A 24,414-nucleotide genomic window follows, 5' to 3' on the forward strand; every position below is an offset into this window, starting at 1 on the left:
CGCGCGTTTACTGAATTACGCAAAAACGTGGTTCGAGTCCTGTTCGGGGCGCTCACAGGTAGGCGCTCAATGAGAGATTGAACGCGGGGTGCGCCACAGTGCGGTAACGAGTGGAAGCACGGTGCCGATGCCGTCTAATCTTGAACCATGACGCCTGAAGAACTTTCTGCACTGATCACGCGCATTGTGCGCGATGCCGCCCACGCCGGCACCATCACCCTGGATGAGGCTGACATCCCTGAAACAGTGACCGTGGAACGCCCTCGGCAACGCGAACACGGAGACTGGGCATCCAACGTTGCGATGCAACTGGCCAAGAAAGCACACACCGCGCCGCGTGCCCTGGCCACCGTCGTGGCAGACGCACTGCGTGAGAACGAGGGGATCGACAGCGTTGAGATCGCAGGTCCGGGATTCATTAACATCCGACTGGCCGCAGCCAGTGCCGGCGAGCTTGCGCGCACCATCGTGGAAGCAGGCGAAGCATATGGGCGCAACGACTCACTTGCCGGCACGCATATCAACCTCGAATACGTCTCGGCCAACCCGACCGGCCCGATTCACCTGGGTGGCGCACGCTGGGCGGCCGTGGGCGATTCGCTGGCCCGCTTGATCAGCGCGAGCGGCGCAGAAGTCACGCGCGAATACTATTTCAACGATCACGGCTCCCAGATTGACCGTTTCGCCCGCTCACTGGTGGCGCGCGCTCGCGGTCAGGAAGCGCCCGAGGACGGGTATGGCGGCCAGTACATTCAGGACATCGCAGACCAGGTGCGTCACGATGCGGCGGCAGCAGGGGAGCCTGATCCTGCCACACTGCCGGATGAAGAGGCTGTCGAGGCATTTCGCGCTCGCGGCGTTGACCTGATGTTCGCGCAGATCAAGGATCGCCTGCGCGCCTTCCGCGCCGAATTTGACGTGTTCTTCCACGAAGACTCCCTGCATACCTCCGGAGCCGTCACACGTGCCATCGAAATCCTGCGCGAACGCGGCGAAGTGTTTGACGAGGATGGCGCCGTCTGGCTGCGCACCACCGATTACGGTGATGACAAAGACCGCGTCCTCATCAAGTCGGACGGCCAGGCTGCCTACTTCGCAGGCGACGTGGCCTACTACCTGGATAAGCGCTCCCGCGGAGCAGACGCAGCAATCTACCTGCTCGGCGCTGACCACCACGGCTACATCGGCCGCATGATGGCCATGTGCGAAGCATTTGGTGACAAGCCAGGTGTCAACATGCAGATCCTGATCGGCCAGATGGTCAACCTGGTCAAGGACGGACAACCGGTGCGCATGTCGAAACGAGCCGGCACGATCGTCACCCTTGATGACCTGGTGGATGCTGTGGGCGTTGACGCCGCGCGCTACTCACTGGTGCGCGTATCGATGGATTCAAACGTGGACATCGACCTGGACCTGCTGTCCTCGCACACAAACGAAAACCCTGTCTACTACGTGCAGTACGCACACGCCAGAACCTGCAACGTGGCGCGTAATGCAGCTGAACACGGTGTCAGCCGAGACGCCGGATTCGACCCGTCCGCGTTGGACCATCCTGCCGACAGTGAACTGCTCGGAGTGCTCGCCACATTCCCGGCACTTGTTGCGCAGGCCGCTTCAATGCGTGAACCTCATCGTGTGGCCCGTTACCTCGAACAACTTGCTGCGACGTACCATGCATGGTACGGGCAGTGCCGCGTCACCCCTCGCGCTGACGAGGACGTGACCGAGTCCCACGTGGCCCGCCTGTGGCTCAACGATGCGGTGACGCGGGTTCTGCGTAACGGACTGGCACTGCTGGGAGTGAGCGCCCCTGAGCGCATGTAGTGCACGCAGCTTGTCCAGCGCCAGGAATCGAGAAAGAGGACCACGATGTCAGCACATGATGCACAGGACGACCCGACTCTGATCCCCAGCGTGCCAGCAAAAGCAACCGTTGGTACCCTCGTCTGTCCCGAGCCTTCCGAGCGTGCGGACATGTGGCCGTGGTCAGCTCGCCGCACAGATGATGGTGTCATCGAAATCGGTGGGTGCGCGCTGACGGAGATGGCCGAAGAGTTCGGCACGCCGCTTTTTGTTCTGGATGACCGCGACCTTCAGGCTCGCGCTCGTATGTGGGCGTCCACCATGACCGAGGAATTCTGGGACGGATACGGCATGAACGGTGGCGACGCATTCTATGCTGCCAAGGCTTTCATGTGCTCCCACGTGGCCCGCACCGCCACTGAACGTGGCATGGGCATCGACACCTCCACCTTCGGGGAGTTGACCAGTGCGCTGCGCAGCGGCGTGGACCCCGAGCGCATCGGCCTGCATGGGAACAATAAGTCGGACGAGGAAATCCGTGTGGCGCTCACTGCTGGTAACGGCCGAGGCATTGCCCGCATCTTCGTGGACTCACCTGGTGAAGTGGATCAGATTCAACGCATTGCGGCCGAGAGCGGCGTGACAGCGCGTGTCATGGTTCGAGTGAAGACCGGCATCCATGCAGGTGGCAACGAGATGATTCAAACCAGCCACGAAGACCAGAAATTTGGTCTATCGGTGGCAGGAGACGATGCGATGAGCGTCGTCCGTGCGATTCTGGATGCTCCGAACCTGACGCTGGTGGGTCTGCATAACCATATCGGCTCGCAGATCGCTCAGGCTGAGCCTTTTGCCCACGCCGCACGGATAGTCATGGCTTTCCGCCACAGGATTCATGAGGAACTGGGTGTCCTCGTCGATGACATCGATCTGGGTGGGGGACTGGGCATCGCCTATACGTCAACCGACCCGATTCCACCCACACCTGCGCAGGTGGCGCGTGAATTGGCTACAACCGTTCGAGCAGAAGCTGAGGGCTATCACGAACCAGTCCCGCGAGTGAGCGTGGAGCCAGGACGCTCCGTGATCGGCACGACAACGGTCACCGTGTACACGGTGGGTGCGGTGAAGGACGTGCAGGTCAGTGACGATCTGGTGCGCCGCTACGTGGCTGTCGACGGGGGAATGTCGGACAATATTCGACCCGCACTGTACGACGCGGAATATTCCGTCACGCTGGCGAATCGGCGGCTTAGTGCACCGCTGGTGCGCTGCCGAGTGGTTGGAAAGCATTGCGAGTCCGGTGACATCGTCGTGAAGGACGTCGACCTGCCCGCTGACCTGCATCGCGGTGACCTGCTGGTGGTGCTGGCGACGGGAGCCTATGGCTGGTCGATGGCGTCGAATTACAACATGGTGCCGCGGCCAGGCGTTGTGGCCGTGCGCGACGGGAATGCTGAGGAAATCGTGCGTTCCCAAAGCGTGGAAGATCTACTGGCCTGCGACGTGGGCCTCGCCTGACCTGCGTGAAGCTGGGTGAAGCTTCAGGATCACTGGCAGCTGTGCGCCCTATTACGTCAATGCCACTTGCACCAGTGGCGCAGTGCGTTATGGTCGATGCATGGCTGATTCGACCTCTCACGTGAATGACATTGTGTTGAAACAGGGAATGACCATCCCGCAAGTTGGTTTTGGTACCTACCAAATACCGCCTGAGGAAACTGCAGAACGGGTCGAACAGGCGATTGAGGCGGGATATCGGCACATCGACACTGCCGCTGGATATCACAATGAAGCCGGCGTTGGTAAGGCGATTCGACGTTCAGGTCTGGAGCGTTCCGATATTTTCGTGACGACGAAGTTGCAAAATAGCGATCACGGTGCTGACCGAGCCATTGAGGCGCTGGATAATTCCCGACGTGCGCTTGGTCTCGATGTCATCGACCTGTATCTGATTCACTGGCCGGTTCCCTCGAAAGATCTTTTTGTCGAAACGTGGCGTTCCATGATCCGCATGCTCAACACGGGAGCCGTGCGCGCGCTGGGCGTCTCCAACTTTCTGCCTCATCACCTCGACCGTCTACGCGACGAGACGGGCGTGACACCGGTGATCTTACAAACCGAAGTTCATCCGTCTTTCTCGCAGCCTGACGTATTGTCCGATGCCCGTAACCGGGGAATGGTCATCGAAGCGTACTCACCGTTGGGCCAGGCGCGCGACCTCGAGGACCCGGTGATCCTCGACATCGCTGAGCGTGCCGGTGTCACCGCGGCGCAGGCTGTTCTGGCGTGGCATATGCAACGTGGTCGCGTGGTCATTCCCAAGACCACGTCGCCTGAGCGCATGGAGGAAAACCTGGCTGCAGCTGGTGTGAGCCTGCCGGAAACTGACTTGGAGGCGATCGATGCCCTCCACAGTGAAAGCGGCCGCATCGGGGCGCATCCGGACGAATTTGAGTAAAGAGCGTTTAAACTGGCAGAACTGCGTGTTGCGTAGGGGTTGTTGTGTGTCGCGGCAGTTCAGGCGTAGTTTAGAACAGAAGATATTGACACCTGTAGTGTGTGATCACGTTGTGGACAAACTAATCAGAATGTGAAACCTTGCGTCTTTCTTGAATGCATCTGACTTAACCTGCGGTTTATCTGAAGTTAAATTCTCAGATTTCTTTCAACATGGTAAAAGTGAGGTCAAGAATGCGTGTGCAGCGTAATGTAACGCGGGCTGCCCGGCTGACAGCAGTGACGGTTGCTCTTGGCGTGGCCAGCGCTGGCGTCGTCACGGGAGTGGGGAGTGCCCAGCCTGGAACACCAGCTGACGACGGTGCAGAAGTGGAAGTTGCTCAATCTGGAGATGCCCCTCAGTCACCTGATGGCGCCCAGTCAGGACAGCCAGTAGCGGCGAACCAGCCGGCCGCAACAGACAGGGCGGCAGACGAGGGAACCCCCCAGGCGAACGATGCGAGCGATCCTGAGCCAGGTGTTCCCTACGTCCAGAATTTTGCGATTAACCTCAAGCGCGGCGTCAGTTCAGATCAGTTTAACTCTGCCGTGGCGGCCGTGCGTGACACGGGTGCCGTGATCCTGCAGCAGTACCCGCAGATCGATTCATTCTTTGCTCAGACAGCTGACAGAAACTTTGCGGAGCACGTGCGCACGACACTGGCCGACAAGAAGGTGCCGTTGACGAACGTCGGACCCACCCGCTACGCCAAGGTTAAAGGTGACGAGATTGTCGTGGAAGCGGCTCAAGACTCAGCCCCGTCAGGGCAGTCAGGCACATCGACGAGGATGACGGGTCGCAGCCAGCTTGAAAAGAACAGTGAACTGGACCAGGAGTACACACCCGATCCTCAATCCGAAAAAGCGTGGGGTCTGAAGGCTGTCCGTGCCGACCAGGCAGCGGCCGTCGATGTCATGCTTGCGCCGGTCACCGTCGGTGTCATCGACTCCGGTATCGATGGAACTCACGAAGACCTCAAGGACCAGATCGATCACAGCAAATCCGTTGGATGCTCTCACAATGGTATTCCTGACACCTCGTTTGAGGCATGGCAGCCCTCCCCGACATCTGGATCTGATCACGGGACACACGTCGCCGGAACGATTGCTGCAGCGCACAATGGGATCGGCGTTGACGGTGTAGCACCGCATGCGAAACTTGCCGCGATTAAGGCAGGAAACGCTGATGGTCTGTTCTACCCCGAATACGTTACCTGCAGCTTCATCTGGGCTGCAGAACACGACATCGCGGTGACCAATAATTCATACTTCACCGATCCGTGGGAACACTGGCTTCCCACTGAAGAAAACCAGGCTGCAGGCCTGGAGGCCGTGACTCGCGCGGTTGCTTACTCCCACGACCACGACGTACTCAACATCTCGGCTGCCGGCAATGACGATCGCGACATTGACAACGCGACGACAGACAGTGGCAGCCCGAATGATGTGGCTGGAGCTGCAATTGAGAACCGCTCGTCAGTGGGAGGCGTGGACCTTCCCAGCGATCTTTCCGGAGTAGTCGTGGTCTCTTCGGTGGAAAAGCCAAAGGGTTCAGATCCGCTTGACGGACCCTTCATTCGCTCATACTTCTCGAACTACGGCGCGAATGCTATTGATGTCGCCGCACCTGGATCGAGAATCTTCTCAACGATTCCACTTGGTTTCGACTGGTGGGATAAGACTGCACTGTACGCATCGAAGAGCGGTACATCTATGGCGTCGCCACATGCCGCAGGCGTTGCAGCACTATTGCGGTCCGTTAACCCGACGCTGAGTGCTGACCAGGCAGCAAACCTTCTGCGTGAACAGGCAGGTGGCCGCTACACGGTCTTGGCCGACCCGAACAACGCAGAGGCGCCAGACGGCAAGGAATACCGTGGCACCGGTCTGGTGGACGCACTGGCTGCTGTCACAGTGAATCAGCCTCAGCCGACGGTTGCGGGAGTGGAGTACTGGGACTCTGAGAGCCAGTCGTGGAAGGCCATTGCGGATGCGAAAGTTGCTCCCCAGGGTGAGTACGTCAGGATTCGTGCAGCAGTGGCCGGGCCCTACACGAAAGCTGCTTTGCGAGTCAACGGTCGGTCCGTGGCCACCCTTGACGGGACTGGCGCCTTCGACTCGCAAGTTGCCTTTCTGGAAGCTGAGTTGAAAGTCGCTCAGGCATTCACTGCGGACAGGAAGCTGAATGTTGCAGTCGACGCGTGGGGACGTAATAACGATGCGCGTGCTGATGACGATGTGACGGTGGCTGTTCAGGGAACTCTGGACACGACTCGCAAGCACGACGAGCAAAATAAGCAGCCAGCTGCATACAGTGCAAAGCCCAGCGTTGCCCGTACCGGCGCATCGGTGCCCGCGATGGCACTGGCCGGTCTTGCGCTTGCTGGGGCTGGAGCGTTGACAGCTTCGCGACGCATGACGCGTTCCTGATTTAGTGAGGATGGCACCGGGTGCAACCGCATCCGATGTCGCACTCAAACGTGGCGCCTGCACCGTGTGGTGTGGGCGCCACGTTGTCTGTCCAGGCCACCACAGGCAGCGCCGGCGGGAATCCTTCGCTCTTTGAGCAGCCCCGGCGAACCCTCGGCGTTCAACAACCGCCGTTCAACACTCTCAGCGGGATCGCCCTCGTCCCTTTGCGCGCGAGCTGGGAGTAGCCGACAGGGGGTCTTCAGGCCAGGCATGCTTCGTGTACCGGCCGCGAAGCTCGGAGCGAACCTGTTGGTAGGGACCAGCCCAAAATGACGCAAGATCGGAAGTGATCGCCACCGGACGACCGGCCGGATCGGTTAGGTGAATAATCAGCGGAACTCGGCCGTCGACGAATCTGGGCGTAGACGTCCACCCGAATGCTTCCTGGACTCGCAGCGTGAGCGTCGGCCCGTTCTCAGTCCACTCAATGCGCCGACGTGCTCCCGTTGGAATCTCAATATCGGGCGGAGTCAGTTCATCCAGTCGCGCAGCCTGAGGCCAGGGCAACAGCGAACGCAACAGTCGCATCGTATCGATGCTGGTCAGTGGTTTTCCCGAAGCCAAGGCAGGTAAATCCTCAGCTCCCCACTGTGGAAAACTCGAGGCCAATGCTGCATCCGACACATCCGGCCACGGATCTGTGACAATCTCGTGGAGCGCTGCCATGCGGGCACGCAACTGCACGGCGGTCGGTGTCCACGTCAGCGCTGACATTCCGTGCTCATTCAAGACCTGCGCCATGAGATCTTGAACAGTCTGCGGCGGCAGCGTCCTGAGTGACCGTGACGCGAGTCGAATAGCACCCAGCATGGTGGCCTGTTCGCCGCGAAATCGCTGTGCTGCCGGATCATACCAGGCGCGCGTGTCCTCATGGACAAGGGCGCCCGCACACCCCAGCGCATCATCCTCGCTGAGGGGGAGCGCCGCCCGGATCAGCGCGGTTGAACTGCCTGACGGCCGTGTCATATCGCTCACCGCCAGCCACTGCTGTCCGGCGAGGGGACTGGTAGCGGGCAGGGACGCTCCCAGACCGGACACCGACTGGTAGGACAAGGGAGAATCGCGGCGCCTACGCATGATCCACTGCGGGTGAGCGGTGGCCGCGACGAGGGCAAGCTGGTCATCACGGCTGAGCTGGTCTGCAGGTGCGTGGCGCGACATGTCGGCAGCGTATCGACCCATGAGGCGTGTCAGTCGCGCCGACTGGTCGCGTATATGCGACCACTCGGCGTGCGAGGAGTGGCACAGACGGCGCACGCTGGCAGCAAGATCGGCGTTGTCACAGCGAATCTGCTCATCAATGATCGCAACACACTCACACGCGGCCTCCACCCCGATGACCGGCGCGCAGGCTGCCAGTGCGTGAGCAAGCGAGGGTGCGACCGGCAGTCGCGCAATCATCTCGCCATGAGGTGTGGGCGCGCCCTCAGTGTCGAGCGCCCCGATAGCGACCAGCGCCTCGCGAGCAGCCTGGACATTGCCCGAGGGGGGCTGATCCATCAACGGCAAGTCAGCAAAGTCGCGCACGCCCCACACCGCGCACTGCAACAGTGCATCAGTCAGATCAGACTCCACGATTTCCGGGGCCGGGGTCTGCCGGCGGCGCGCCCACTCATTTTCCGCGCAGCACCGCACCGCCCAGCCAGGGCCGAGCCTGGCTGCACGCCCTGAACGCTGGACCATCTCAGCTCGTGACGCTGGCACTGTGACCAGGGTGGTGACACCGCGTGCCGGGTCAATGGACGGGTGGCGAGCCAGCGCAGAATCAACAACGACGCGCACTCCGGGAACAGTCAGTGACGATTCAGCGATCGACGTGGACACGATGACGCGTCGCCGTCGCTCGCAGCCCTCAGGCACAGGTGTCAGGATACGGTCCTGCTCGGCCGCCGACAGAGCGGACAACAGAGGCACTATCTCCACGTCGCCTCGCAGACGCGCACGCAACTCATCAATCAGCATGCGGATCTCGCGTGCACCTGGCACAAAGACCAGGACATCTGCGCTGGTGCGCTGCACAGTCTCATCGACAACGCGACCCATGTGAGCCAGGAACTCTCGACTTACTCCCACTCGACCATTGCCACCGACAGGTGCGAGAGCAGAAACGCTCGGTGCAGCAGGCGCCCACGACTGTTCCAGTGGAAACAGCACGCCCGGCGCCTCAATCGTCATGACATCTGCACCCTCGCACTCGCAGGCGTGGGCGCGGACGAAAGTCAGTGTCGGCGCCATATCCAGCGTTGCCGAGGTGAGGAAGATCGTCAGATCCTCACGCAGTGTCTGCCGTACATCGAGCAGGAACGCCAGGGCCAGATCAGAGTCGAGCGCACGCTCATGGAACTCGTCCAGAATTACGGCACTCACTCCCGGCAAATCCGGATGAGCCTGGAGGCGGCGCACCAACACGCCAGGGGTGACCATCTCGATACGCGTGTGCGGGCCGACGGCGCGCTCGCCGCGCACCGTGAACCCGACCGTTTCCCCCACACGCTCACCCAGCAGGGAGGCGATTCGTCGGGCGGAAGCGCGCGCAGCCATACGTCGCGGCTGCGTGCAGACCACCGTGCCGCTGACGCGCGCTGCGACAGCGGGCGCAATGAGCGTCGTCTTACCGGACCCGGCGGTGGCTGACACGACGGCAAACGTCCCCGGGTGCGCGGCGCGCGTCACCTGATCGAGGACTGACACGATAGGCAGGTCCGGTGGATGTGTGATCAGATCAAACAGCGATCGCCGGGGCTCGCTGGCACTCGACCCCGGATCCGTCACAGTGTCAGTGTGCTCACTCGACGAAGTCAGCACTGATCATGAACGTCATCGAGTAGTCCTCGCCCGGTTCCAGCACGATCAGGTCGATCCCGGAATTGAACGCATCAGGCGGGCAAGTCATCGGCTCAACAGCGGTGGCGATACGTCCCTGCTGATCACCGGAGTACACCTGAACCCACGGCGCGTCAGAGGTGACCGACACGGATGAGCCACCCTCGTCACACAGGCTGACTTGCCACGTGCCGTCGGGCAATTCGGTGAACGCGTGATCGACCGACTGGCTGCCGATGAGCCGCCCGGAGCGGAAATCCAGATCCAGATCTTCCACATCTTTCAGCTCGACGGGTGCCAAACGCTTATCGACATCGAAAACCTTGCCGGCCGGAACCGTCAGCGTCATCGCGTCGATCGACTGCTGACCGATCGTGATGTAGGGGTGGTGTGAGCAACCATAGGGGGCAGGTTCGCTGCCCACATTCTTCGCGTAGATCGTGATGCTCAGGCCGCGCTCCGCGCTCAGTGCGTACGTCACCGACAGGTCGAGGGCGAAGGGGTAGCCGTATTGCGGCGGCAGGAATGTGCTCATGGTCGCTGAATCAGAATCGGAGTGTACGACGGTCCAGTCGGTCCAGGACACCAGCCCGTGCAGAGCTGCCCCGGTTTCGATTTCGTTTCGCGGCACGTCCATGCGCTCACCGTTCCACGTGTACGTCGCCTCGGTGATGCGGTTGGGCCACGGTGCCAGCGTCTTGCCGAAGTAGCCCTTCGTCAAAACGTTCGGGTCGAACGGAAGCGTGACATCGCGGCCGTTGAACGTCAGGGAAGCAAGAGCCGCTCCCACCGACACCACGTGAGCGGTGTATGCGCCTGCGCGCAGAGCAATATCGTGTCCGGAAAGTGTACGTGTCATCGTTCCCACCCATCTGTGCTGGCAATCGTCATAGATTTCTTCCAGTGTAGTGGCTCGAGGCCGCTGCGCTGACACCCCGAGCGCGGGTGACGGAACCCACGCCAAGGGTGGCGCGAGGCACTGCTACATCACCGCTGCAATATCGAAGCGGCGCAGCTGCTCGCGCACCTTATCCACGTGCTCCACACTCGGGGGCTTGACGTCCTCCAGCTTGTACGTCATCCCCAGGTTCTTCCACTTGTCAATCGCCATCTGGTGGAACGGAAGGACTTCCAGACGGGACACGTTCGGCCACTTTTCGACGATCCGTCCCACTCGGTCGATGTTGTCCGGATCGTCGGTCAAACCCGGCACCAGGACGAAACGTACCCATACTTCGGTGCCGTGCTGAGCCAGGCGATCCCCGAAACTGATGGTGGGTTGCAGGTCGCGGCCAGTGACCTTTCGGTAGGTATCAGGATCACCGGACTTCACGTCGAGCAGCACCAGGTTCGTGTCCTCGATCATTTCATCGGTTGCCATCGCACCCAGGAAGCCGGAAGTGTCCAGCGCCGTGTGAATACCCATTTCACGGGCGCCGCGCAGGATGCGTGCAGTAAAAGCAGGCTGCATCAGTGCTTCGCCGCCCGACAGCGTGATTCCGCCGCCGGTGGTACGGAAGATTCTGCGATAGCGCTTAATGCGGCGCAACAGTTCATCGGACTCGATGGGCTGGCCGTCGCGCATATTCAGAGTGTCAGGGTTGTGGCAGTACAGGCAGCGCAGCGGGCACCCGTTGAGAAAAATCGTCATGCGGGTACCAGGTCCGTCCACCGCGGTCACGAGTTCCCACGAGTGAATCGACCCGAGTGTTCCTTCGCGCATACGGCGCAGACGATCTGTTCGCTCAAGGTCGGTCAGCTCCTGCAGGCCGGCTGTGCCCGCCCCGGCCATCCGATTAGCTGGCGGCTGAAAATCCTGGTCGCCGAGCAGCTCAATAGCCACTGGCTGTGACTGTGTCGTCATGTATGCACCTCCTGCCATAAAAAGCGCTTGGCTGCCTGCCATCGTTGAATCGATCGGCAGGCAACCAAGCGGCACGTTTCAGTTTTCTGATCTTCGCATTGCGGTGTCATCGCGCAGTGCCGAGGACGCCCTCGTACCTGCGGGGATCAGGCTGAGTGGTGGAACGTACGGGACAGAACATCCAGCTGCTGCTCGCGGGTGAGCTTCACGAAGTTCACTGCGTAGCCGGACACACGCACCGTCAGGTTCGGGTATTTCTCAGGATGGTCGATCGCATCTTCCAGGGTGGAACGGTCCAGCACATTAATGTTGGCGTGGTACAGCCCCTTGATGCCGCCGTTCTCCTCACGCTTGTCCTTCATGTCGGCCAGGCGCTCATCAAACGTCTTCGTTGCCATGATCTCTCCTTCTCAGGTTGTTTCTAGTATCTCAAAAGAACTGTTCGTCGTCTCAATCAGTCTTCAGGAATGAAGCCGGAATCGAGGATGCCGACCAGGTTCGTGACCTGCTCGCCCTTGTTCCGACCCAGACCTGATGGCGTGATCGTGTTGGTCAACGAAATGCCGTCAAGGGCATCGTTGTAGTCCAGTTTACCGACCGACAACATGGATGCGACCATGCCGTGCGTGTCCACACCGTTCTGCGGGTTGGCGCCCGGCGCGAAAGGTGTGCCGGCCTTGTGTCCGCAGGGGAACGCGCCGGTTGCGCGGCCGTAAACCACGTTCGAGGTAATGGTCAGCACCGACTGAGTCGGGATGGCATCACGGTACAGGGGGATCTGACGGATCTTGTCCATGATGGTGTGAACAACGGTGGCGGCGATTTCGTCTGCACGATCATCGTCGTTGCCGTAGGTCGGGAAGTCACCTTCGACCTCGTAGTCCACAACCAGGCCGGTCTCATCACGCACGGGGACGACCTTGGCGTACTTGATGGCAGCCAGGGAGTCGGCCACGATGGACAGGCCGGCGATACCGCAGCCCATGGTGCGCACGATATCCGAATCATGCAGTGCCATTTCCATCGCTTCGTAGGCGTAACGGTCGTGGCAGTAGTGGATGATGTTGAGGGCCTCAACGTAGGTGCCCACAACCCAGTCCAGCATGTCCTCGTACTTGGCCCAGACCTCATCGAAGTCCAGCGGGCCGTCACCCTTGATGGGCTCGTACTCGTCAACGATCTGCTTGCCGGTCATCTCATCGCGACCACCGTTGATGGCGTACAGCAGAGCCTTGGCGGCGTTGACGCGCGCGCCGAAGAACTGCATCTGCTTGCCCACGCGCATCGGAGACACACAGCATGCGATCGCTGCATCGTCGCCCCAGTGAGCGCGGATCTGCTCATCGGATTCGTACTGGATGGAGGACGTCTCAATCGAGATCGAGGCGCAGAATTCCTTGTAACCTGCGGGCAGGTTCTCATCCCAGAAGATCGTGATGTTTGGCTCGGGAGCCGGTCCCAGGTTGCGCAGTGTCTGCAGCAGACGGAAAGACGTCTTGGTGACCAGTGTGCGACCGTCCTCTGAGAAACCGGCATCTGACCAGGTTGCCCAGTAGGGATCGCCGGAGAAGATCTGATCGTACGCCTCGGTGCGCAGGAAACGCACGATACGCAGCTTGACAACCAGGGCGTCGATGATTTCCTGAGCGTCCTGCTCGGTGATCACGCCTGCCTTGAGGTCGCGCTCGAAGTAGATATCGAAGAATGCGGACAGGCGGCCGATCGACATTGCAGCGCCGTCCTGAGACTTCACGGACCCGAGGTAAGCGAAGTAGGTCCACTGCACAGCTTCCTGCGCGTTCTTCGCGGGGCCGGAGATGTCGAAGCCATAGCTGGCAGCCATGCTCTTCAGTTTCTTCAGAGCCTTGATCTGCTCGGCGTGTTCTTCACGGTAGCGGGCCCAGTGCTCGGAGAACGGCTGATCAGCGTAGCGGTCCTTGTCAACCTGCTTGGCTTCGATCAACGCGTCGACACCGTACAGAGCGACGCGGCGATAGTCACCGATGATACGGCCACGGCCGTAGGCGTCCGGCAGGCCGGTGATGATGTGGGAAGAACGGGCTGCGCGAATACGAGGTGTGTAAATATCGAACACGGCATCGTTGTGGGTCTTGCGGTACTGAGTGAAGATCTTCTTCACGTCAGGGTTGACCTCTTTGCCGGCTTCCTTGATGGCGGTTTCCACCATGCGCCATCCGCCGAACGGCATCATCGCGCGCTTGAGGGGTGAGTCGGTCTGCAAGCCGACGATCACATTGTCGTCGTCGCTGATGTATCCGGGGCCGAACGCGTCAACGTCTGCCGGTGTATCCGTGTCAACGTCGAGTACGCGCTTCCTGCGCTCCTCGGACAGGTAATTCTTCTCCAGTGTGTCCCACAGGCGCAGTGTCTTGTCTGTAGGGCCAGAAAGGAAGGAGGCGTCGCCCTCGTATGGCGTGTAGTTGCGCTGAATGAAATCACGAACGTCGATGTGCTCGGTCCATGCACCGCGCTCGAACCCATCCCACGGGTCTTCGCTGACGGATGTTGGAGCAGTCATCTGGGTGGTCATAATCCCTCTTCTCCGGTTCCGGTCCCTTCGATCTGAAGGGTTTCGGTGGCGTGGTTCGCGGCCAGCCAATGTATGTCTGTTTGACATCTGACCTTATTGTCTCTCGAAAGCGCTGGGCCTTCTAGGAGGATCCTGAATCAGGACCTATGGACTACGTCTCACTGCGCGTGGTTATGCTGACGGCATTCTGAGCAATGGGACAAAAGTCCCATGACGAATGTCGCATTATGCAGTAAGCGACGAGGGAGTCCTGTCCGCGCCGGATCAGAAGCGTGGAATGTTGCGCATATTTGACGTTGCCATCGACACTGCTTCGCCGGCACCGCGGTTCAACACGATCTTCGACATGGCCGTGGCAAAGCCGAACAGCTGCTCGCCGGTAATTTCAGGTGGAAGGCTCAGCGCGTTTGGATCGGTGATGACTTCGACGAGGGAGGGACCGCGATGGCTGAGCGCCCTCGTCAAGGCATTGCGCACATCCTGAGGATCGTCCACGCGTTCAGCCTGGAATCCCATTGCGGACGCGACATCTGCATAGTGCATGTCGTGCACGTCGGTGCCGAAGTCAGGCATTCCGTCCACGAGCATCTCCAGCTTGACCATGCCCAGCGTTGAGTTATTGAACACGATGACCGTGATGGGCAGGTCATGCATGCGGGCTGTGACCAGCTCGCCGAGCAGCATTGACAGGCCGCCGTCGCCTGAAATGGAGATCACCTGGCGGTCCGGGAATGCTTCCTGAGCGCCGATGGCCTGAGGCAGAGCATTCGCCATTGATCCGTGCAGGAAGGAGCCGATCAGTCGGCGCGACCCCAGCGGATCGATGTAGCGGGCTGTCCACACGTTGCACATGCCGGTGTCGGCGGTGAAGATCGCGTCGCGTGCGGCAATCTCGTTCAGGACGTGTGCGACGTATTCGGGGTGAATCGGCTTGATGTGCTCGACCTTGCGCGTATAGGAGCCGACGGGTGCCTTCATGATCTTGGCGTGCTTCTTGAGCTGCTTCTTCAGGAATGCTGATGAGCGGCGTCCCTTGAGCTGCGGCATGAGGCTGTCAATCAATGCCTTGACATCGGCGCAGATCGGCAGGGACACGTCGGTGCGTCGTCCGAGTTTTTCGGGGCTGTTGTCGACCTGTACGGTCAGCGTGTCAGGCAGGAACTGGTTGTACGGGAAGTCTGTTCCAAGCAACAACAGGACATCCGCATCGTTCATGCCTTCTGCAGCTGCGCCGTATCCCAGCAGGCCGGTCATGCCGACATCGAAAGGGTTGTCGTACTGAATGAAGTCTTTCCCGCGCAGGGTATGCCCGATTGGTGCCTGCAGTGCGTCTGCCAGTGCAATGACCTCATCATGTGCGCCCGCCACACCAATACCCGCGAAAATCGCGACCTTCTTGGCTTTGTTGAGCATGGTGGCAAGCTGAGCAACATCATCGGGGTTGGGGTGCAGAATCGGACGGCGAGCCGGAACGAACTGGGGTGTGGGAGCCTGCGCCTTCTGGTCAGACACGTCACCGGGAATCGTCACCACTGCGACGCCCTGAGTGCCAATCGCGTGACGGATTGCAGCGTTCATGACGCGCGGAGCCTGTTGAGCGGTGGAAACCATTTCGCAGTACGACGAGCACTCCACAAAAAGCCGGTCGGGGTGGGTCTCCTGGAAGTAAGACTGTCCGATCTGCACGCTGGGAATGTGTGAGGCGATAGCCAGGACAGGCGCGCCGGAACGCTGCGCATCAAAGAGGCCGTTGATCAGGTGCAGGTTTCCCGGGCCGCATGAACCAGCACACACTGCCAGTTTTCCGGACACCTGAGCATCAGCGGCAGCGGCGAACGCGGCCGACTCCTCGTGGCGCACGTGCACCCAGTCGATACCGCCCCTGGCGGATCCTCCGGTTTTGCGCACCGCATCAACAATTGGGTTGAGCGAATCGCCCACGATCCCATAGATCCGATGTACTCCAGCTTCCACCAATTGGCTGACGAGTTGTTCTGCGACGTTCATTGCGTCTTTTTCCTTAACCGTCGAGGATCGATCTGCGAATCACCACATACATGCGGCGCATCTTTTACTGTACGCAATCTTGCTGCCATACACCTCGTGATGACGCTCACGAGGGAGCCCTCGCTCGCAGTGACGGTCGCCATTGACGAGGGGCGAGCATCAACGACGCGGATCCATGTGCCGCACACTGGACACTGTCGCATCGGGCCTGTGGCCTTGGTTAGGATCACTATCGAAACGTCTGATCAATGAAGGGGTGCACGATGTCGGAACAGCCGCGCACAGTGCGAGTCGCCATCCTGGGAGCGGGAACCGTCGGCTCGCAGGTCATTCGACTGATCCACGAACGAAGCGCTGACTTGAGCGAACGATGCGGAGCGCAGCTGGAAATCTCAGCTGTCGTCGTGCGAAATGTGCACGCCCCGCGTGATGTTGACATCGATCCGGAACTGCTGACAACGGATGCGGCAGAAGCGATCGACCATGCAGACATCGTCATCGAACTGATCGGCGGCATTGAACCGGCACGTGAATACGTGCTGCGGGCCCTGAATGGTGGGGCAACGGTCGTGACCGGCAACAAGGCACTGCTTGCCGCCCACGGTCCGGAACTGTACGAGGCTGCGGCCCAGGCGGATACGGACCTGTACTTCGAAGCGGCAGTGGCTGGAGCCGTCCCAGTTGTCTACGGTCTGCGTGAATCGCTGGCAGGTGACAAGATCAGCCGTATTGTCGGCATCGTCAACGGCACGACGAACTTCATCCTTGATTCCATGCTCACCGCACACGCCAGCTACGAACAAGCCCTTGCCGACGCGCAGAAACGAGGCTACGCGGAAGCTGACCCCACTGCTGATGTCGAAGGGTATGACGCTGCCGCTAAGTGCGCACTGCTGGCCTCCCTGGCGTTCCATTCACGCGTATCCATGAACGATGTCAGCGTCGAAGGCATCTCGCAGATCACCGCTGACGACATGATGGAAGCGGCGCGCACTAATCACGTGATCAAACTGCTCGCCGTGGCTGAGCGTTGCCTCGACGATCTGGGCAATGAAGTGATCAACGCGCGCGTCCACCCCGCCCTTGTGCCGACAGGACACCCACTGGCCACTGTCGACGGCGTGTACAACGCCGTCATCATCGAAGGCGAATCTGCCGGACGGCTCATGTTCTACGGGCAAGGCGCAGGCGGTGCGCCAACTGCCTCAGCGGTATTGTCCGACCTGGTCGCCGGGGCGTCCCACCGTGTGCACGGTGGCCATGCTCCGCGCGAATCCACCTACGCGCATCTACCGATCATTGAACAGGGCATGACACGCACCCGCTATCAGCTTCGTCTGCATGTTCATGACGATCTGGGTGTTTTAGCTGACGTGGCCTCCGTATTCGCCCGTCACGGCGTATCCATCCACTCGGTCGACCAGCGTGACGGTGAACCGGGTGCGCAAACCACCATCGTGATCGCCACGCACTGTGCCCGTGAGGCTGACGTGCTGGCAGTAGCTGAAGCACTCCGTCAATCTGACGCCGTCATCGACGTGGCGTCGCTCCTACGTATGGAAGGTGAATAACACATGGCTCATCAATGGCGCGGATTGCTGCGTGAATACGCTGAGCGGCTCCCACTGGAAGAATCCGACCCGGTTGTCACACTGCTGGAAGGTGGCACACCACTGGTAGAAGCTCCTGCCATTTCGAAGCGCGTCGGAGCGCGCGTCTGGCTGAAAGTGGAAGGCGCCAACCCGACTGGCTCGTTCAAGGACCGCGGCATGACAATGGCCGTGTCCAAAATCGCCGCCACCGACACCCAGATGATCGCCTGCGCCTCCACCGGCAACACGTCAGCCTCGGCTGCAGCCTATGCTGTGGCTGCCGGACTGCAATGCGTCGTGATCCTGCCCGCCGGAAAAATCGCTGCAGGAAAGCTGGCCCAGGCCATCATGCATGGTGCCCGCCTGGTTCAGGTCGACGGAAACTTCGACGATGCGCTGCGCATCGTGCGCAAGCTGACGGAAACCTACCCTGTCGCACTGGTCAACTCGGTCAACCCCTACCGCCTACAGGGGCAAAAGACCGCCGCATTCGAAATCGTTGACGCGCTGGGCGATGCGCCCGACATTCACATACTGCCCGTGGGAAACGCCGGGAACATTTCCGCCTACTGGATGGGTTACAACGAATACGCTGGCCAGAAAGCTGTCACCACGATGGAAGAGTCCTACCGAAACCTTCCAGCCGTTGCCACACACGTACCGCAGATGTGGGGCGTGCAGGCAGCCGGAGCGGCACCATTTGTTGCCGGACACCCCATCGACAACCCGGAAACAATTGCGACCGCCATCCGGATCGGATTCCCTGCGTCGTGGGATTTCGCCTCACGTGCGCGCGACGATTCCAAGGGACTCATCACCGCTGTTCCCGACGAGGAAATCATGCGCGCCCAGCAGATCATCGCCGGCGAAGCCGGAGTATTCGTCGAGCCGGCATCTGCCGCATCCGTGGCCGGGCTGCTCCGCGCAGCTGAAGACGGACGCGTTCCGCGCGACGCACGAATTGTGTGTACGGTGACGGGCAATGGCCTGAAGGATACGAAGACGGCGCTCGCGGCCCTGCCTGACGGGGGTGTGCAGGCCGAAGTCGTTGCACCCGACACGCACGAAGTTGCTGAACTGCTGGGGTTGAAGTAGCCGACGTTACCGAGGTGCACGCAGGCGCATCGCTGTGTCGTTAGTGGGCGATTCGGCGCCGTGTGCGGTCTAGACTAAGTTTCATCGCCTCACGAACGGCGGCGAGCGCCGCCCTCGTTCACTGTTAATCAATGTGTGGGAGACCATCGTGCAACTGCGTGCGGATTTTGCTCGTGTCAGCGTGCCGGCCACCAGCGCCAATTTGGGGCCGGGTTTTGACTGTCTCGGGATCGCACTGGATCTGCGCGACATCGTGTCCGTTCACGCCACCGCCGGCCCGACCAGCATTGTTGTCGAGGGTGAAGGGGCAGGCACTGTCAGCGAGGGCGACGACAACCTGATCGTGCGTGCGATGCGAGTGGGCTTGGATCATGTGGGCGCGCCGCAGGTAGGCGTGAGAATGCACTGCCATAACGTCATTCCGCACAGCAGGGGATTAGGCTCATCGGCCAGTGCCGTCGTGGCGGGACTGGCCCTGGCGCGCGAGCTGATCCGCGACGCTGAGGCGCTGGATGATCACACGATCCTGCAGCTCGCCACGCACATGGAAGGGCATCCGGACAATGTGGCCCCCGCAATCGAAGGCGGCATGACAGTGGCGTGGATGGGTGATGATGACGCTCAGGCCCTGCGATTTGAGCCCCCCGCGTCGATGACGCCCACCGTGTTTATTCCTGATTTCCCACTCGCCACGTCGAAGGCGCGTCAGGTCCTGCCCGACGTCGTGCCCTATCGCGATGCTATTGCCAATATTTCACGTGCAGCTGTGCTGGTTGCCGTCATGTCCGACAATGCGCGCACTTTCGGCTCGGACGATGCGGATATCAGCCGCTGGCTTTTCGACGCAACTGAGGACCATCTGCACCAGGAATACCGGCGCGCCGTGATGGAGCCGTCACTGGCACTGGTTGACTGGCTGCGTGAAGCCGGCGTGGCGGCAGTGGTCTCCGGCGCAGGACCCACTGTCATGGCGTTGAACCACGTGGATGATGACATGCGTGCGAGCGCGCAGCGGTCGGGTTGGACTGTGCGCTCTCTGGCTGTCAGCGGGGATGGAATCCGAACAGATCGCCCGCAGCGTCCCAATGTGTGATTTTCCGCTCAACAATCCTCGCATTGCCACGCGAAAGATGGCATAGTGGGGGGAGAAGTGGTTAAACTTTTCAGCGGTGACTGTGTTGTACAGTCATAGCCGCTGTGTCGGCCATCCTGGTACTCGTCACAAGACTTGTTCGACGTGTACACCTCCGTTTGTGTATCTTTCAACGGATTTCATCTGCCCGCATAGGGCGATCAAGTGAGGAACAATTAGTGAGCAACGATCACACTGATGGCGCATCGAATCACGCGCCATTGTCAGCCATGAAGCTGACGGAGCTGAAGGCACTTGCAGCGCAGATGGGGCTCCGCGGAGTCTCGACCATGCGCAAGGCCGATCTGGTCTCCACCATCGAAGCCGCCCGCCGCGGCAACAATTCGTCTCAAGCACGCTCAGAGCACAAGCGCCCTGCCGCTGGCGCCTCTGAACGCCACCAATCTGAATCGACAGGCGAACAGGCCTCGACACCGACACGGTCACGAGGACGTCGCCGCGTCGCCACTGCCGGTGCTGTCGAGCCGCGTCAATTCTCACTCGACTTTCCTGGGTCGGACGTCCAGAGCAAGCCGCTGGCTCCCAAGGGTGACGGCCACGACGAGGGCGACTCATCTGACGAGCACCGCGAACGCAAGCCACTGGCCCGCAAGGGCAATGGTCACGGACGTTCACGCTCCAACCAGTATGACCGCAGCAACGAGGCGCGTGAGAATCGCGCGGCTGCCCTCGATGTGCGTGCTGAACTCGCCGGTGTTCACAGTGATGATGACTCGGCCGACGCTGAGCAGTCCGGTAGCGAGTCAGCTCACCGCAAACTCAATGAGATTGAACTGCCTGAAGGCGACAACGCGAACAACTCCCGTGGGCGCGGTCGCAGAGAACGCAATGCGCGCCGCCGCGGACGAGACCGTGACGAGCGCCGAGACCGCTCAGATCGTTCGGAGCGAAATTCGCGCAACAACCGACGTCGCGACAATGAGCCGGAAATTCGTGAAGACGATGTGCTGGCACCTATCGCAGGCATCCTGGACGTTCAGGAAAACCACGCCTTTGTTCGTACCTCGGGATACCTGCCCGGCCCGAACGATGTGTACGTCACTTTGGGCAATGTGCGCCGGTGGAACCTGCGCGCAGGCGATGCCGTCTCCGGTGCGGTGCGTCAGCCTCGCGAAGGCGAGCGCCAGCGCCAGAAGTACAACGCACTGGTCAAGGTGGACACCGTTAACGGAATGTCTGTCGAGGAAGCCGGCGAGCGCCGCGAATTCGGCAAACTGACGCCGCTGTACCCCAATGAGCAGCTGCGCCTGGAAACCACCCCGAAGGCCGTGACGCCTCGCGTCATCGACCTGGTGGCACCGATCGGCAAGGGACAGCGAGGATTGATCGTCTCCCCGCCGAAGGCCGGTAAGACGATGATTATCCAGCAGATCGCCAAGGCAATAGAGGTCAATAACCCTGAGGTTCACCTCATGGTCGTCCTGGTTGACGAGCGTCCTGAAGAAGTCACCGACATGCGCTCCATTGTCAAGGGTGAAGTCATCGCCTCCACGTTCGACCGCCCCGCTTCCGACCACACCACGGTTGCCGAACTTGCCATTGAGCGAGCCAAGCGCCTGGTCGAGCTGGGACAGGACGTTGTCGTGCTGCTCGATTCACTCACGCGCCTGTCACGCGCCTACAACCTGGCGGCACCGGCGTCAGGTCGTATCCTCTCCGGTGGTGTGGACGCTTCCGCGCTGTACCCGCCCAAGAAGTTCTTCGGCGCAGCCCGCAACCTCAAGGAAGGCGGCTCACTGACCATCGTGGCCTCTGCCTTGGTGGAGACCGGGTCCAAGATGGACGAAGTCATCTTTGAAGAGTTCAAGGGCACCGGCAACATGGAACTGCGCCTGTCGCGCGCGCTGGCAGATCGTCGAATCTTCCCGGCCATCGATGTCAACGCCTCGGGCACTCGTCGCGAGGAAGTCCTGTTCAAGCCTGAAGAGCTGCGCATCATGTGGAAGCTGCGCCGCGTCCTCGGATCCCTTGAGCAACAGCAGGCACTGGAAGTGGTTCTGGACAAACTCAAGGAAACCCAGTCCAATGCTGAGTTCCTCATGCTGATCCAGAAGACCACGCCGAACGCTGACTAGATTACCCACCGGCGGTGCAGGTGGGTAATCTCACCTGCACCGCCGGTACATCATCTGGATCTATCGGCCGGAAAGTGGCACAATTGCAACTCGGTTCCGGTTCACCGCGTAATGCGCGATGTCGATGATTGCGCATGCGGACCCGGCGTCCTCGAATCCCGTAAGGAGAAAACCATGAAAAAGGGTATCCACCCCGAATACGTTCCCACCACGGTGACGTGCACATGCGGCAACTCGTTTGAAACACGCTCGACGATTACGTCGGGTCAGATGCGCGTGGACGTGTGCTCCCAGTGCCACCCGTTCTACACGGGTAAGCAGAAGATTATGGATACTGGTGGCCGCGTGGCTCGCTTCGAAGCCCGTTACGGCAAACGCAGCAAGTAGCGTTTGACTTCAGCGCCGGTGACCCGTCAGGGCACCGGCGTCTTTGTATCGCACATCTTTTCGCCACAATCGGAGGAGCTCGCATGGCATCGGCATCACACGCAGATGAATTCCCGACGCTGCAGGCACTGCTCGAAGAGCACCATAGTGTCGAGCAGCAAATGGCAGATCCTGCACTGCACAACGATCAGGCAAAGGCTCGTAAAGTGGGGCGGCGCTACGCCGAACTGAACCGTGTTGCCGAGGCTTACCAGCGCTACTGCGCAGCCACTGACGATATGGAAGCAGCTCGCGAACTCGCTGAGGAGGATCCCTCATTCGCGGATGAGGTGACAAGCCTGGAGGAACAGACCCGCCAGGCGCACGATGCCCTCGTCGATATTCTGACGCCGCGCGACCCTGACGACGCGCTCGATGTGATCCTGGAAGTCAAGAGCGGTGAAGGCGGCGAAGAATCCGCCCTGTTCGCAGCAGACCTGGCACGTATGTACGAGCGCTACGCCACCACGAAGGGATGGTCGGTCACCGAACTGTCCTCCACGCCCACCGAGCTGGGCGGCTTCAAGGACATCACGATGGCGATCCGCGCCAAAGGCACACCCAGCCCGGAAGAAGGCGTGTGGGCTCATCTCAAGTACGAGGGTGGCGTTCACCGCGTCCAACGCATCCCTGTCACCGAATCGCAGGGACGAATCCACACCTCTGCTGCCGGCGTATTCGTCATGCCGGAAGTTGAAGAAGATGACGAAGTTGAAATCGACCAGAACGATCTGCGCATCGACGTCTACCGTTCGTCAGGGCCTGGCGGACAGTCCGTGAACACGACGGACTCGGCTGTGCGCATCACTCACATTCCGACCGGCATCGTCGTGTCGATGCAAAATGAGAAATCGCAGCTGCAAAACCGTATCGCAGCTATGCGCGTGCTGGCATCCAGACTTGCTGCTGAAGCCAGGGCCAAGCGTGAGGCTGAAGCCAGCGCACAGCGCCTGTCTCAGGTACGCACCGTTGACCGCTCGGAGCGCATCCGCACTTACAATTTCCCGGAAAACCGTATCTCTGACCATCGCACCGGTTTCAAGGCCTACAACCTTGACCAGGTGTTGTCCGGCTCCCTGGATCCTGTCATCCAGTCAGCGATCGACACTGACGAGGCAGCGCGCCTGGGCAAAGCGGGCGATGAATAGGGCACTGAACGAGCAGCTGGTGCTGCCGCGTTCAGCAACCTATACGCCACGCGAATTGTTCGCGTGGGGCAGACGCGCCCTTCAAGCAGTCAACCTGGAAGGAGCACACGCCGACCAGGATGCCCGTGAGCTGCTGGAATGGGTACTGGGCTGTGACAGCCTCGTGAGCGCTCCGGATCAGGTGGGCGCGCGCGCAGCAGAACGCTACCGCTGCGCCATCGCATCGAGGCGCACCAGCATTCCTCTGCAGCACATCACAGGTCGCATGTATTTTCGGATGCTCACCCTGCGCGCAGAGCCCGGCGTATTCGTTGTTCGACCCGAAACCGAAATGGTCGCGCAGCACGCCATTGACGCGGCGCGAACCTGCAGTGCGGATGAGCCTGTGGTGGTGGACCTGTGTACAGGGTCGGGAGCCATCGCACTTGCGGTTGCCACCGAGGTACCCGCCTCGCGTGTTCTTGCCGTGGAGATTGACGAGGCTGCCTGTCAGCTAGCCGCTCGCAATATCGCTGACATCGAGCCGGTGCGCGTTCATCTGGTACGCGCCGATGCATTATCCGCCCTCGTCGAATACGAGGGGAGGGCCGACGTTGTCGTGTCGAACCCGCCGTATGTTCCCGGCAGCGCCCACCCTACGCAACGCGAAGCGCAACTGGACCCGCCGCGTGCCTTGTATGGCGGGGGAGAAGATGGGCTGGTGATCCCACGTGGCATCATGACCCGGGCGCGCGCCCTGCTGGCTCCGGGCGGCACACTCGTTATGGAGCACGCCGAATCTCAGGCAGAGGATCTGGTGGCATACGCTACAGCTCAGGGCTTCACGAATGCGCATACGGCACCGGATTTGACGGGACGGCCCCGCATGGTTATCGCAACCGCCCCCGTCGTGGAACAATAGCT

The 24,414-nt window shown here is 60.7% G+C and carries 17 protein-coding genes; 11 read left to right on the plus strand and 6 right to left on the minus strand.

Annotated elements, in window-relative coordinates; translation table 11 throughout:
• Positions 1 to 147: 147 nt before the first annotated feature.
• The 4 genes from argS (at position 148) to AC1EJ1_RS07955 (ending at position 6,735) form a co-directional block, all read left to right on the plus strand.
• Positions 148 to 1,827 (plus strand): arginine--tRNA ligase, encoded by a 1,680-nt coding sequence (argS, locus tag AC1EJ1_RS07940; RefSeq protein WP_058237002.1) that lies wholly within the window; start codon positions 148 to 150, stop codon positions 1,825 to 1,827.
• A 45-nt stretch (positions 1,828 to 1,872) separates the two neighbouring features.
• Positions 1,873 to 3,327 carry a diaminopimelate decarboxylase gene (gene lysA / locus AC1EJ1_RS07945; protein ID WP_285015688.1) on the plus strand — a complete coding sequence of 485 codons (1,455 nt, stop codon included), beginning with the start codon at positions 1,873 to 1,875 and terminating at the stop codon, positions 3,325 to 3,327.
• 100 nt (positions 3,328 to 3,427) lie between these two features.
• Positions 3,428 to 4,267 carry an aldo/keto reductase gene (locus AC1EJ1_RS07950; protein ID WP_092648689.1) on the plus strand — a complete coding sequence of 280 codons (840 nt, stop codon included), beginning with the start codon at positions 3,428 to 3,430 and terminating at the stop codon, positions 4,265 to 4,267.
• Positions 4,268 to 4,506: 239 nt separating this feature from the next.
• Positions 4,507 to 6,735 (plus strand): S8 family serine peptidase, encoded by a 2,229-nt coding sequence (locus tag AC1EJ1_RS07955; protein ID WP_480295658.1) that lies wholly within the window; start codon positions 4,507 to 4,509, stop codon positions 6,733 to 6,735.
• 183 nt (positions 6,736 to 6,918) lie between these two features.
• Here the strand turns inward: AC1EJ1_RS07955 and hrpB are convergent, their stop codons facing one another.
• The 6 genes from hrpB to AC1EJ1_RS07985 form a co-directional block, all read right to left on the minus strand.
• Complete coding sequence (gene hrpB / locus AC1EJ1_RS07960) at positions 6,919 to 9,468, minus strand: ATP-dependent helicase HrpB (protein ID WP_480295659.1); 2,550 nt, start codon at positions 9,466 to 9,468, stop codon at positions 6,919 to 6,921.
• 94 nt (positions 9,469 to 9,562) lie between these two features.
• Positions 9,563 to 10,459: an aldose-1-epimerase gene (locus tag AC1EJ1_RS07965; protein WP_058237823.1), complete on the minus strand. Its 897-nt coding sequence runs from the start codon at positions 10,457 to 10,459 to the stop codon at positions 9,563 to 9,565.
• Between the two features lie 123 nt (positions 10,460 to 10,582).
• Positions 10,583 to 11,464, minus strand: coding sequence for a pyruvate formate-lyase-activating protein (gene pflA, locus AC1EJ1_RS07970; RefSeq protein ID WP_480295660.1), 882 nt, complete (start codon positions 11,462 to 11,464; stop codon positions 10,583 to 10,585).
• A 146-nt stretch (positions 11,465 to 11,610) separates the two neighbouring features.
• On the minus strand, positions 11,611 to 11,862 hold the full coding sequence (gene grcA2, locus AC1EJ1_RS07975) for an autonomous glycyl radical cofactor GrcA2 (protein ID WP_058236997.1): 252 nt from the start codon (positions 11,860 to 11,862) through the stop codon (positions 11,611 to 11,613).
• Between the two features lie 56 nt (positions 11,863 to 11,918).
• Positions 11,919 to 14,015: a formate C-acetyltransferase gene (pflB, locus tag AC1EJ1_RS07980; RefSeq protein ID WP_058236996.1), complete on the minus strand. Its 2,097-nt coding sequence runs from the start codon at positions 14,013 to 14,015 to the stop codon at positions 11,919 to 11,921.
• 264 nt (positions 14,016 to 14,279) lie between these two features.
• A complete protein-coding gene (locus AC1EJ1_RS07985; RefSeq protein WP_070726417.1) occupies positions 14,280 to 16,022 on the minus strand; it encodes a pyruvate dehydrogenase in 1,743 nt (580 codons plus the stop codon).
• A 263-nt stretch (positions 16,023 to 16,285) separates the two neighbouring features.
• On the opposite strand from AC1EJ1_RS07985, the gene AC1EJ1_RS07990 reads away from it, so the two are divergent.
• From AC1EJ1_RS07990 to prmC, 7 genes are all read left to right on the plus strand, one after another.
• Positions 16,286 to 17,593 (plus strand): homoserine dehydrogenase, encoded by a 1,308-nt coding sequence (locus tag AC1EJ1_RS07990; RefSeq protein ID WP_480289333.1) that lies wholly within the window; start codon positions 16,286 to 16,288, stop codon positions 17,591 to 17,593.
• A gap of 3 nt (positions 17,594 to 17,596) precedes the next feature.
• A complete protein-coding gene (thrC, locus tag AC1EJ1_RS07995; RefSeq protein ID WP_285015672.1) occupies positions 17,597 to 18,709 on the plus strand; it encodes a threonine synthase in 1,113 nt (370 codons plus the stop codon).
• Between the two features lie 148 nt (positions 18,710 to 18,857).
• A complete protein-coding gene (gene thrB, locus AC1EJ1_RS08000) occupies positions 18,858 to 19,802 on the plus strand; it encodes a homoserine kinase (RefSeq protein ID WP_285015669.1) in 945 nt (314 codons plus the stop codon).
• A gap of 269 nt (positions 19,803 to 20,071) precedes the next feature.
• Positions 20,072 to 21,937 carry a transcription termination factor Rho gene (rho, locus tag AC1EJ1_RS08005; RefSeq protein WP_480289433.1) on the plus strand — a complete coding sequence of 622 codons (1,866 nt, stop codon included), beginning with the start codon at positions 20,072 to 20,074 and terminating at the stop codon, positions 21,935 to 21,937.
• A gap of 174 nt (positions 21,938 to 22,111) precedes the next feature.
• On the plus strand, positions 22,112 to 22,324 hold the full coding sequence (gene rpmE, locus AC1EJ1_RS08010; protein ID WP_058236992.1) for a 50S ribosomal protein L31: 213 nt from the start codon (positions 22,112 to 22,114) through the stop codon (positions 22,322 to 22,324).
• An 83-nt stretch (positions 22,325 to 22,407) separates the two neighbouring features.
• Positions 22,408 to 23,511, plus strand: coding sequence for a peptide chain release factor 1 (prfA, locus tag AC1EJ1_RS08015; protein WP_092648684.1), 1,104 nt, complete (start codon positions 22,408 to 22,410; stop codon positions 23,509 to 23,511).
• Positions 23,504 to 24,412 (plus strand): peptide chain release factor N(5)-glutamine methyltransferase, encoded by a 909-nt coding sequence (gene prmC, locus AC1EJ1_RS08020; RefSeq protein WP_074026190.1) that lies wholly within the window; start codon positions 23,504 to 23,506, stop codon positions 24,410 to 24,412. The genes prfA and prmC overlap by 8 nt, the downstream gene beginning before the upstream one ends.
• Positions 24,413 to 24,414 lie beyond the last annotated feature (2 nt).

The sequence above is a fragment of the Pauljensenia sp. C0170B4 genome, assembly GCF_056590235.1.

Excerpts from the sequence above, each read along its gene's own strand:
- thrC (WP_285015672.1), top strand. The coding sequence starts at position 17,597 with ATGGCTCATCAATGGCGCGGATTGCTGCGTGAATACGCTGAGCGGCTC.
- prfA (WP_092648684.1), top strand. The coding sequence starts at position 22,408 with ATGGCATCGGCATCACACGCAGATGAATTCCCGACGCTGCAGGCACTG.
- lysA (WP_285015688.1), top strand. The coding sequence starts at position 1,873 with ATGTCAGCACATGATGCACAGGACGACCCGACTCTGATCCCCAGCGTG.
- rho (WP_480289433.1), top strand. The coding sequence starts at position 20,072 with ATGAAGCTGACGGAGCTGAAGGCACTTGCAGCGCAGATGGGGCTCCGC.
- pflA (WP_480295660.1), bottom strand. The coding sequence starts at position 11,464 with ATGACGACACAGTCACAGCCAGTGGCTATTGAGCTGCTCGGCGACCAG.
- argS (WP_058237002.1), top strand. The coding sequence starts at position 148 with ATGACGCCTGAAGAACTTTCTGCACTGATCACGCGCATTGTGCGCGAT.
- AC1EJ1_RS07990 (WP_480289333.1), top strand. The coding sequence starts at position 16,286 with ATGTCGGAACAGCCGCGCACAGTGCGAGTCGCCATCCTGGGAGCGGGA.
- prmC (WP_074026190.1), top strand. The coding sequence starts at position 23,504 with ATGAATAGGGCACTGAACGAGCAGCTGGTGCTGCCGCGTTCAGCAACC.
- pflB (WP_058236996.1), bottom strand. The coding sequence starts at position 14,015 with ATGACCACCCAGATGACTGCTCCAACATCCGTCAGCGAAGACCCGTGG.
- AC1EJ1_RS07985 (WP_070726417.1), bottom strand. The coding sequence starts at position 16,022 with ATGAACGTCGCAGAACAACTCGTCAGCCAATTGGTGGAAGCTGGAGTA.
- rpmE (WP_058236992.1), top strand. The coding sequence starts at position 22,112 with ATGAAAAAGGGTATCCACCCCGAATACGTTCCCACCACGGTGACGTGC.
- grcA2 (WP_058236997.1), bottom strand. The coding sequence starts at position 11,862 with ATGGCAACGAAGACGTTTGATGAGCGCCTGGCCGACATGAAGGACAAG.
- AC1EJ1_RS07950 (WP_092648689.1), top strand. The coding sequence starts at position 3,428 with ATGGCTGATTCGACCTCTCACGTGAATGACATTGTGTTGAAACAGGGA.
- AC1EJ1_RS07965 (WP_058237823.1), bottom strand. The coding sequence starts at position 10,459 with ATGACACGTACACTTTCCGGACACGATATTGCTCTGCGCGCAGGCGCA.